At 46.0% G+C, this 9,460-nt stretch carries 6 protein-coding genes and 2 pseudogenes; 2 read left to right on the forward strand and 6 right to left on the reverse strand.

All coding sequences use genetic code 11. The annotated features are described in order from the left end of the window. From RMO27_RS10710 to RMO27_RS10735, 6 genes and pseudogenes are all read right to left on the reverse strand, one after another. Window positions 1–423: pseudogene (locus RMO27_RS10710) on the reverse strand (hypothetical protein); the annotation flags it as partial. Window positions 424–546: 123 nt separating this feature from the next. Next, complete coding sequence (locus tag RMO27_RS10715; RefSeq protein WP_309732198.1) at window positions 547–2,130, reverse strand: efflux RND transporter periplasmic adaptor subunit; 1,584 nt, start codon at window positions 2,128–2,130, stop codon at window positions 547–549. A 3-nt stretch (window positions 2,131–2,133) separates the two neighbouring features. Then, window positions 2,134–4,107 (reverse strand): ATP-binding cassette domain-containing protein, encoded by a 1,974-nt coding sequence (locus tag RMO27_RS10720; protein WP_309732200.1) that lies wholly within the window; start codon window positions 4,105–4,107, stop codon window positions 2,134–2,136. A gap of 57 nt (window positions 4,108–4,164) precedes the next feature. Next, a complete protein-coding gene (locus tag RMO27_RS10725) occupies window positions 4,165–5,337 on the reverse strand; it encodes a 3-oxoacyl-[acyl-carrier-protein] synthase III C-terminal domain-containing protein (protein ID WP_309732202.1) in 1,173 nt (390 codons plus the stop codon). Window positions 5,338–5,558: 221 nt separating this feature from the next. Beyond that, window positions 5,559–7,259: a cytochrome b5-like heme/steroid binding domain-containing protein gene (locus RMO27_RS10730; RefSeq protein WP_309732204.1), complete on the reverse strand. Its 1,701-nt coding sequence runs from the start codon at window positions 7,257–7,259 to the stop codon at window positions 5,559–5,561. A 328-nt stretch (window positions 7,260–7,587) separates the two neighbouring features. Then, entirely contained in the window at window positions 7,588–7,884 is a 297-nt protein-coding gene (locus RMO27_RS10735) for a hypothetical protein (RefSeq protein WP_309732206.1), read from the reverse strand. A gap of 533 nt (window positions 7,885–8,417) precedes the next feature. On the opposite strand from RMO27_RS10735, the gene RMO27_RS10740 reads away from it, so the two are divergent. Further along, window positions 8,418–9,233 carry an ABC transporter permease gene (locus tag RMO27_RS10740; RefSeq protein ID WP_309732208.1) on the forward strand — a complete coding sequence of 272 codons (816 nt, stop codon included), beginning with the start codon at window positions 8,418–8,420 and terminating at the stop codon, window positions 9,231–9,233. A 67-nt stretch (window positions 9,234–9,300) separates the two neighbouring features. Then, window positions 9,301–9,460 (forward strand): annotated as a pseudogene (locus RMO27_RS23820) (ABC transporter ATP-binding protein); the annotation flags it as partial.

The following is a 9,460-nucleotide window of genomic DNA, read 5'->3' on the forward strand; positions in this document are numbered from 1 at the left end:
CGGAAAAAGTCCCGTTGGATGATTGGGGAGATCGTTGGTGGCAAACACCCGCTTTTTACCTTCAATCTTCATCTGATACTGCTGCGACCAAGCCACTTTGCCTTTGACTACGGCTTTGGCCGTCAAATCGTAGGTACTGCGATCGTCTTCGATCCAAGGGCCTTGTTGATGGGCACCACCAATATGATTGCCATTGACTCGACACGGCCAAATCCAGCCAGTTTTGGGACTCGACGACAGTTTACCGTCTCCCATTGGCAGCCGCGTCAGATCCATCGATTGAAACTCGATTTTGGTGGGTACCCCGTTCCGATCGCTCGGCACGTTACCAGTCACCCGACCGAAACTAGCTAAATACGGCCAATTAACTGTGGTAATTAAGATACATAGCGCAAGTGCCAGTTGAATAAAACGCTGCTTCATACCTGAGTGTTCCTGTGAGTAGGAGCGATCGCCACCCGCTAAGAAATTAACATCGACCCAGTCCTGAAAATTAGGCTAGGCACTAAATAAATGGAGATCCGCAAGATCCTGCCACATCATCCATTAAGGAGGACCACCACCGCCACCTGGGGGGCCGCTACCACCACCTGGGGGGCCGCTACCGCCGCCGGGAGGGCCTCCAGGTGGTGGACCCGGTTTTCGGTCGTCAGAACTACCAAACAGGCTGCGCCAGGAAAATCCCGATGGTGGTGGTTGAGTTGCCGGATTCTCAATCAAGATGTGTTCCGATCCATCCAGACCGGTTTTCACTTCCGTCCGTTTGTCGATCGCCACCCCAGTGGTAATCGGCACGAAGCGCGGTGGTTGGTTGGGGGCACCGACATAGACCCCAGTTTGATTGTTTTGACGGGTGACGGCGATCGTCGGCACGGTAATCACATTTTGCAATTGACCGACTTGAAAATCTGCGGAAATATTCATTCCCGCCTTGAGTTCCTCGGCAGCGTTACCTTCTAAGGCCACTTTTACGCCAAAACTGGTGACATTTTGCTCGACGGTTGATCGAGTGGCGATTTGGGTGACTCTGCCGCGAAAAACCTTGCCGGGATTAGCTTCTGCGGTGATGTTCACCTGTTGGCCGACCTTGACTTTGGCAATATTTTTCTCAGCGATATTACACACCGCACGGTTGGCGGAAACTAGCGACAAGATCGAAGAAGATGTCGCTGAAGACACCGAACTCCCCGATGTCATCGGTGTCACAAAGGCTCCTGGTTCGGCATACTTAAAAGCCACCACGCCACTAAACGGAGCTTTGATAATCGTATCTTCAATCTGCGTCATCACATTTTGCAACGACCCTTTAGCCGCCATCACGGTTGCCCGCGCTTTGGCAATTTCTTCCGGTCGCGATCCAGCCTCAAGCAGACTGACTGTCTGTTTTTGGGTCGCGATCGTCGCTTGCGCCTGGAGGATTTCCTCTTTGCGAGTTCCTTCTTTCAAGAGGGAAACTTTTTCTTTGGCAGCGACTACATTCGATTTAGCATTATCTCTGAGTGATAGTTTTTCATTCAAAGCTTGGGAAGAAATCGCGCCTTGTTTGAACAGGATTTGATTGCGTTGAAATTCATCCTCAGCTTTCTTGTAGAGTGCTTCGGAACCAACTAATTGGGCTTGCGCCTGCGCGATATCTTGCGGACGATTCCCCGCTACTAGTTTATTAAGATTTTCTTTTAGCTCGTTGAGTGTTGATTGAGCGCGGGCGATTTCTTGGGGGCGATTGCCCGCAATTAATTGGCTCAGAGTGGCCTCTGCTTCGGCAAGTTTACCTTTGGATTCGATCAGTTGCCCTTGCAAGTTGGCATTATCCATCGTCGCAATCACTTGACCTTGGGTGACGCGATCGCCTTGATCGACCCGCAGTGTTTTCAAAATCCCCGATGTTTTCGGACTGACATTGACAACTTTAATCGGTTCGACCGTGCCATTGGCCGAGATCGTAATCGGCAAATTCTTCCGCTCTGGCGTAACCGGAGCCGATCTTTGTTTGGGCGGTTCCTGAGATCCGGCCAATTGCCGCGCAGCTACAAAACAACCGCTGAGAATCAGTAACAAGATCCCAAGGCCAAGACCCCATTTGACGATCGACTCTTTATTGATTTTTGGGAATCTAGATGTGTTTGACATAAATTATTCCTGCATGACGCGATCAAATTCAATCTTGCCGTAGTCGAGTTTAATCACATGGTCTGCGAGATGGAAGTATCGATCGTCATGAGTGATCACGATGACTATTTTGTTCTGCCGTTTGAGTTCGGGCAGCATCTGTTTGTAAAATAGTTCGCGAAACTTCGGCTCTTGATCTGAAGCCCATTCATCAAATATATAAACAGGTCGATTTTCCAGATAAGTTTCTAGCAATGCCAAGCGTTTGCGTTGACCCTGGGATAAATTAGTCGTCGATAATATGCCATCTTTAACGCTAACTTTATGCGACAGTTGAAGCTGTTTGAGGTAGTCGGAGACTTCGGCATCAAGGGTATCGCGATCGAATCCCAGATAGCTATCAAACAAGTAAAAATCGGAGAATACTGCTGAGAAATGCTGACGATACCATTCGACATTATCTTGCGTAACAGGTTTGCCATTTAGCTCGATCGAGCCTGATTGGGGCGCGTATAAGCCAGTAATCAGTTTGGCTAAAGTTGATTTACCGCTACCATTACCACCAATGATAAATAGTAATTCACCTGGCTGTAAAGACAGACTAATCGGCCCTAAGGCAAAGCCATTTTCATCAGCTCTCGGCGGTGGCATCATGCCCCCAGCTCGGCCATCAGGATGCGGTGGTGGATTGCGCCGATCTCCCCTATTCCCTTTGCCTGGTTGCCGTTGGTTAGCACCATCAGGATGGAGTGGATGACCATTTTCGCTAAAACCTTCAGGTGGGAAGGCTGGATGCTCGCCGGGGGTCACACCTTCGGACGGAAACGGTGGATGACCATTGTCACCAAAACCTTCAGGCAGTAACATCGGCCGTCCATTTTCGCCGAAACCTTCGGGAGGGAATGCTGGATGGTTGCCCTCACCAAAGCCTTCGGGCGGAAACGGGGGGTGCCCGCCTTCACCGCCAAAGCCTTCAGGCGGAAACGGCGGTAATTCTGGTTGATAGGTGTAGACGACTTCTTTGAATTCCAGTTGACAAGACGATGCGACAGCCAGGGAAAGAGTTTCTGACTCATTGAGACTCATCAACGAGAGCTTCATCCGTTCGATCTTGCGCAACGAGACATTACCACGGATTAGTTCGGGAATGCGGCTCAATAGATTCTGCATCGGTAAGGCCAGAAACGTCCCGATCAGGACATAAGTTGCGAGCATCTGCAACGGTATGGTCATCAGTAACGGCAACATAAATAAAATGAAGCCCATACTCGCAAACTGCGACATCTGCCCGAAGCTATTGGCCACAGCAAAACTCTTCATCGCCTTGGTATTTAGCTGCCGGAGTTTCGAGACGCTGCCTTTAAGATCTTTTTCGACAAAGGCGGCGCGTTTCGATCGATTGAGCTTGAGTTCTTTCGTGCCATTCATCATCGCCCGAAAATGCTTGAAGAGCGTGTCTTCTTCTTCGCGAGAGCTGAAGAACAGATGTTGCGCCTTATTGAGCATACCCTGGACAAATAAGATTGTCAGCACGCTCGAACCGAGTGTCAATGAAAACAGTGCGGGTGAGAGAATTGCAAAGAACACAAAGCAGCCGATCACCGTCGCGAAATCCGTACACATGCTCGGTACCGAAGACACAGCATGAGTTAATGTATGAATATCTTCGGTTAAGGTGATAATCAGTCGATTTTCTTTGAGTCGTTCTAAATGTTCTAAGGGTGAAGCGAGAATATTTTGGCTGAGTTTCAATCGCAGTTGATAAATCGCATTTTGCGAGAGAAAGATCAGCATGTACTGAGATACGAGGCTGGTAACGATAATAAACGCAGCTACTCCCACAAAGTAGAAGATATCGTTTTGCCACCGCCCCTCCCGTACTTCTCCGTTAATGAGAGAAATTAACAGGGCATTACCACCACCGCTGACTAAACCAGCGATGGTGGCGATGGCCATCTGTTTCCAAGATATTTCCAATAGAAATTTAACAATTTCCATAAAGCTGCAATTTTTCGGAAGATAGTAAAGTAGATGTGGTTGTTAACGTTAGTTACGTTAAATCTTTTCAAACAGAATGCCTTCGACACCCACGCCTGGGGAGAAAGAAAAAGCAATTCCATTAATCGGTCGTGGACGCTCGATCGGATCGTTACTTCTTCTACCCTCGGTGGTCGAGTTAGCAGCACTTTCATTGAGTTTTAACATCATTCTTTCCATCACAAACAGAATCGAACAACTGAGCATGTTGCCATATTCGCGCAAGATTTCCCAACTATCAGCCACCTGTTCGTCATCTAAACCTAGTGAGAGCTGCACTTTTTCAATAATCTTGCGGCCACCTGGATGCACCGCCCATAAATCGATGTCACTTTTAGTCATCTGATGAGTAGCTAAAAAGTCGTTGACGATCGTCCCGACCCCATCTTCAATATAGTCGGGTAGGTGTCGCGACAGCAAACAAGTAATCCCGTTATCCTTGACACCCAAAGTAATCCCATCTTCAGTACCTTTGACTAAATGACTGAAGTTATCTTTGATCGCGAACTTACCACGACCGATTAATCTCTCTACCGTATCAGCTCCGATCACTGCTGCTGCACAACCATCACCAAACAGACTATGGATGATAATATCATTAAGATCGTCGTTAAATACGGCATTAACCGAACTCAATTCCAGACAAACCATGAGTGCTTTACTCTGAGGATAGGCGCGGACGCGATCGCAACAAACTCTCAGTCCCGTCATCGCTGCCGCACACCCCATAAAGTTCACGGGAACGCGGGCGATATTCCGTTTCAACCCCAGACTTTCAATTAGTTTGGTATCGATGCCGGGAGCCACAAACCCCGTACTGGTAACAAATACAATCAGGCCAATTTGGTCTTCAATTTTTACTCCTGATGACGGATCGCTAGCCGCGAGCAATGCTTTTCTCGCAACTTCGTCGGCTAAGGAAAATGCATATTGCTCATACATCTGCATTCTTTCCTCCAGCGTATTACGCTTTTGACTAAATTCGATCGTCTCCGGTGACAGTAGGTTAATCGCTAGATACCTAGTGTCGATCCGCGTATTTTCGTAGATCTTTTCAATCCGATTTTGATTGCGTTCTAGACAGTTGAGGCTGGTTAAAAACTTCGCAGCTTCAGCTTGGTGCAAAACATGGGGGGGAGTACCAGTCGCAAAACCCTCAATTACTGGCAATAGTTGTGCTGATTCAGACATTGTCTTTTAATAAAAGTAAGTTAATAATTTTTTTAACTATCTGTTAGTTCGATAACGCTCGATCGCGATCTCAAATAGCTAATATATAGAGTTAAATATAAAAAAGTACTCTCTTCGCTAACTCTTGGAAAAAATGATAGATTCCTCTAAGAGCTTAGAGAAGAGAGTATCAATGGCTGGCGATCTTTGCTATCACTGACATCCTGCCAGCCTAAATCCAACTAGATCGAGCCGATCCCAATCCAACCTGAGAGCATATAGTCGAAAGCCGTCTTTAGGGCGCGGGGATGGAAATGCTCTTTGAAAAATCCATATTTTTCATACTGTGCCATTCTTGAGGGGGTACCTAAGTAGTACTGCATCAGAACTGGTAAGCGGTTGGTAAAGAAGTTGCGGGACTCTAGCCACTCCACATCAAACTTAGCCGCTTCCTCTCGCACGATATCTTCACTGATAATGTTGGCAAAACCACTTTTTTGTTGTGGCAACACATGATGCGCCCGATGTGGTCCTAACCCAGCGGTGAGGAAGCTATCGATGTATTTATTGCCAATCATGGTCAGATCGTAGGAATTTTGGAGCTGGAACACTGCCCAATCAGGAGCGGGAGCCGCTTCACTACTGATGTCAGCCGCTGGATTATCGTGATTTGGTTCTGGTGGTGCGCCACCAGGCTGAGGTAAGTCGGTTTCAAAATCGTGACTGGCCACGATCATAAAGGTGCTAATCCAGACTGTCACGAAGAATTGTGCGAACCAGGCCAGGAATTCACCCCGAATTGCAAACACAATCAATTCACCCAATAAGAGTGCGTGAATCCCAAAGCTACCAATAAAGTGCGGTAAGCCGAGCCGCCAGGAACCATACATATCAGCAACTCCAGTTCTGATCGCCATAAATATTAGTTCGACAATCCGAGCAAACATCCCTGTGACGATATGGCCAATTTTTTGAATGGTATGCGCTGGAATCCGATAAAAACGCGGCACTTCCAGCATGAATGTAAATACATTCTTCTTGATATCAACCTCTGTCTGTGTAAACGGGTGATGCAACAAGGTGTGGCCGTCAGTGACGACTAGTGCCAATGGCACATAATTAATATCAAAAACATTCGCAAGTGCTTTGTTCATACCTACTTGCGGGCGATGGATCAGATAGTGACCGACTCCAGCCAGGGAGATCCGCAGCATCGACATCAGGAGGACAAATGGATAGATCGGCATGTACTGTCTGAAGTCTAAGTACAGCCACTGCACTGCAAAGTACATTACCAAGATGACAATACTGGCAATATTAAATAGCGAATCCATCCGCGCAACTTTGCGCTGAAATTCTTTTTCGTAGACACGCTCTTTGATCTTGAACAGTAGTTGCTCTTTATTTCTAAAATCGTATCGAGGCGTATCCCGCCAACCATTAAAATCTTGTCTGAACAAAAATGGCGGAGCGTTATATTTCGGATGAATATGCTCTGGTCTGGCCGATTTGTTCAGAGAATATTTTTGGATGATTTTTTTGACTTTTTCTGGATTGGGATGAAAGATATTGACGATCGTCGTGATATCTCTATTCTTGGTGCGGCCGATAAAGAACTGCCCGCCAGGATGTTTGGCAATAAATGGTGTTAGATCGTATGCCTCACCATCGTAAATCCAAATGTTCGGTAACGCTTCACCATCAACTGGATGTGGCGGTGGCTCGGTGGTATCACCATCTCTTGGCCGAATTAGGGGAATCGAACCAGTCTGGTTCCGAGGCACTCCTGCTGTTGCTTCTTCTCCGATCGCTGCGGCTACCGCAGGCTGAGTCGAGGATTGGCTAGGTGCTTCAGTGCCATTCGCCGGAGTGGCGATTGGTTCTGGTAATAACATTACTCCTTCTGTGTTATCAGCAGCGTTGTTTCGATCTGTGGAACTCATAGTAGAATGTCCTTTTATGCATACTTGTGGGTCTTAAAACCACTTTGATAAATTTTAGAGAACGGTCGAACGAGTGTTATCGCATTCTTTAGGGTCGCGATCGACCCAATCGGCTGGTCACCTTAGTGAGGATCTTAAATGAGTTCCACTTAAAGATCGATACAGTTGGACAGTAAGTCTTTCCGGAAGCCTGGATCCAGATCTGTTACAACACCAGTCATCCAAATGGATTTAAGTTGCTGTAGGCTAATGGTACCCAGGTTAGGGAAAGATCTATCCATGTACTAGAAATTAACTGCTAGTAATCGAGATCGCAGCTCGATATCGACTAATTAGTCCGAGTTTTCTCATAGATGCGAAGCATCAAAAAACCGAGAGCAGCCAACTCTGGGGGCGCAGTTTGCAATGTGCCAAATAATGCTTGGGCTTGCTGTTCGTCACCGAGTAACTCTACCAAGAGATGCGAATCTCGATCGGTCAAGAGCGGAGGGGCGTTACGTTCGCCTTGAGGCGCAGCCTGGGGGTGGGGGGGACGCTGTTGGCCTTGGCCTTGTTGTCCTTGTTGCCCTTGTCCGGGATGAGGTGGTCGCTCTTGATTTGGGTGGGGGGGTCTCGATCCAAACATGTTGTTTTCCTCAACGTAGTTTTAATAACTGAATTCTATCCTATAGCTAATTCTTGCACTAAAAAATTGCTGATTTGGGCAAAATATTAAAAAATGCAAAGAAAATAGCAAATAGTCTCAAAACGATCTTCAATCGTCATTTCTAGTCAAATCACCCGATTTCGATCGTTGATGCTTCTAGGTACTAGCTATAGAGTACCTTCCGCTTTACGATTGGCACATGTATGTAATTGTTCCCAAAAATCGGATTTTAACTTAGGGCATAGAGACAAATGGCTGAGAATCCATGGCAATCGCCATGAGATCGCGTTGCGACAGTAGACATACCTAGTCATACCGTGTCTCTATCACTAAGGATAGTAAATTACAACAATAATGACAACTTCAAGATACCGCACTGCGGTATTTACTGAGGTCTGTCGCAACCGGCGCGATCGACAATTGGTAAACTTCAACAATATTTATAGTATGATGACCTCCAAGCTGGTCTAGACATCATCACAATTAGATCAGCATCAAGTTTTCATATTTCTATGATTAGATCGATCGAGCCAAAATCCAGATTATCTGGTATTAATCGTTATTGGGAATTGATATCTGTACTCGCCGGACGCGAACTGAAGGTGCGGTATCGTGGCTCTTTTTTAGGGGTGTATTGGTCGTTGTTTAATCCGCTAATGATGACGGCACTCTACACGATCATTTTTGGAGATAAGTTCAAAGAATCTTATCACAACTCGATTTGGGAATATACGCTAGCAGCATTTACTGGATTAACAGTAATTCACTTTTTCAACGGCTCCACCTCTCAGGCACTTAGTAGTATTGTCAGCAATGGTTCGTTGTTGAACAAAGTTAAATTACCCGTCAGCGTTTTCCCGATTTCAATTATTATTGCTAACACATTTCAATTGATAGTTGGTATGTTGCCAGTACTGGTCGTACTCACCTTGATAAGATTCCCTCACTTAGCAAGTTTAGTAAATGCAATTGCCATACCGCTGCCATTAATATCATTGATCTTAATATCTACTGGAATTGGATTTTTGATTAGTTCTCTATATGTATTTTTTCGAGATCTGCCATTCTTGTATGAATTAGTACAGTTCGTGCTCATGATGAGTAGCCCTATTTTCTATCCAGCCGAAATTGTGCCTGCTAGCATCCGGCCTTTTTTAGCAATAAATCCTTTGTATCCAGCGATCGAGAGCTTGAGGCAAATTGTTTTGTCTGGTCAATCGCCAGATCTATTTTTGATACTAAGATCCTTGTTAAGTGGGATAATTATTTTGGCGATCGGCTGGACTTGTTTTAACTGGCTCCGGCCAAAGTTCATGGATCTTTTGTAGATAGGTGTATATAATTTAGCAAGCCGATCTTCGATCGATTCTCAAGTTATTCACTATATTTAGTTAGATGGAAGTTATTAGTTTAGATCGGGTATCTTTGTGGCGACGTACTCAGGAAGAATTTTCCTATGATATCAAGCAAACGATTTTCTCGATCGTTTCTGGTAAGTATCGCGTGCCTGCCAAAAAACTAGTAATCGATGATGTCACTCTCGCGATCGACTCTG

Origin of the sequence: Chamaesiphon sp. OTE_75_metabat_556 (assembly GCF_031378165.1) — a bacterium.
Lineage (GTDB): Bacteria > Cyanobacteriota > Cyanobacteriia > Cyanobacteriales > Chamaesiphonaceae > Chamaesiphon.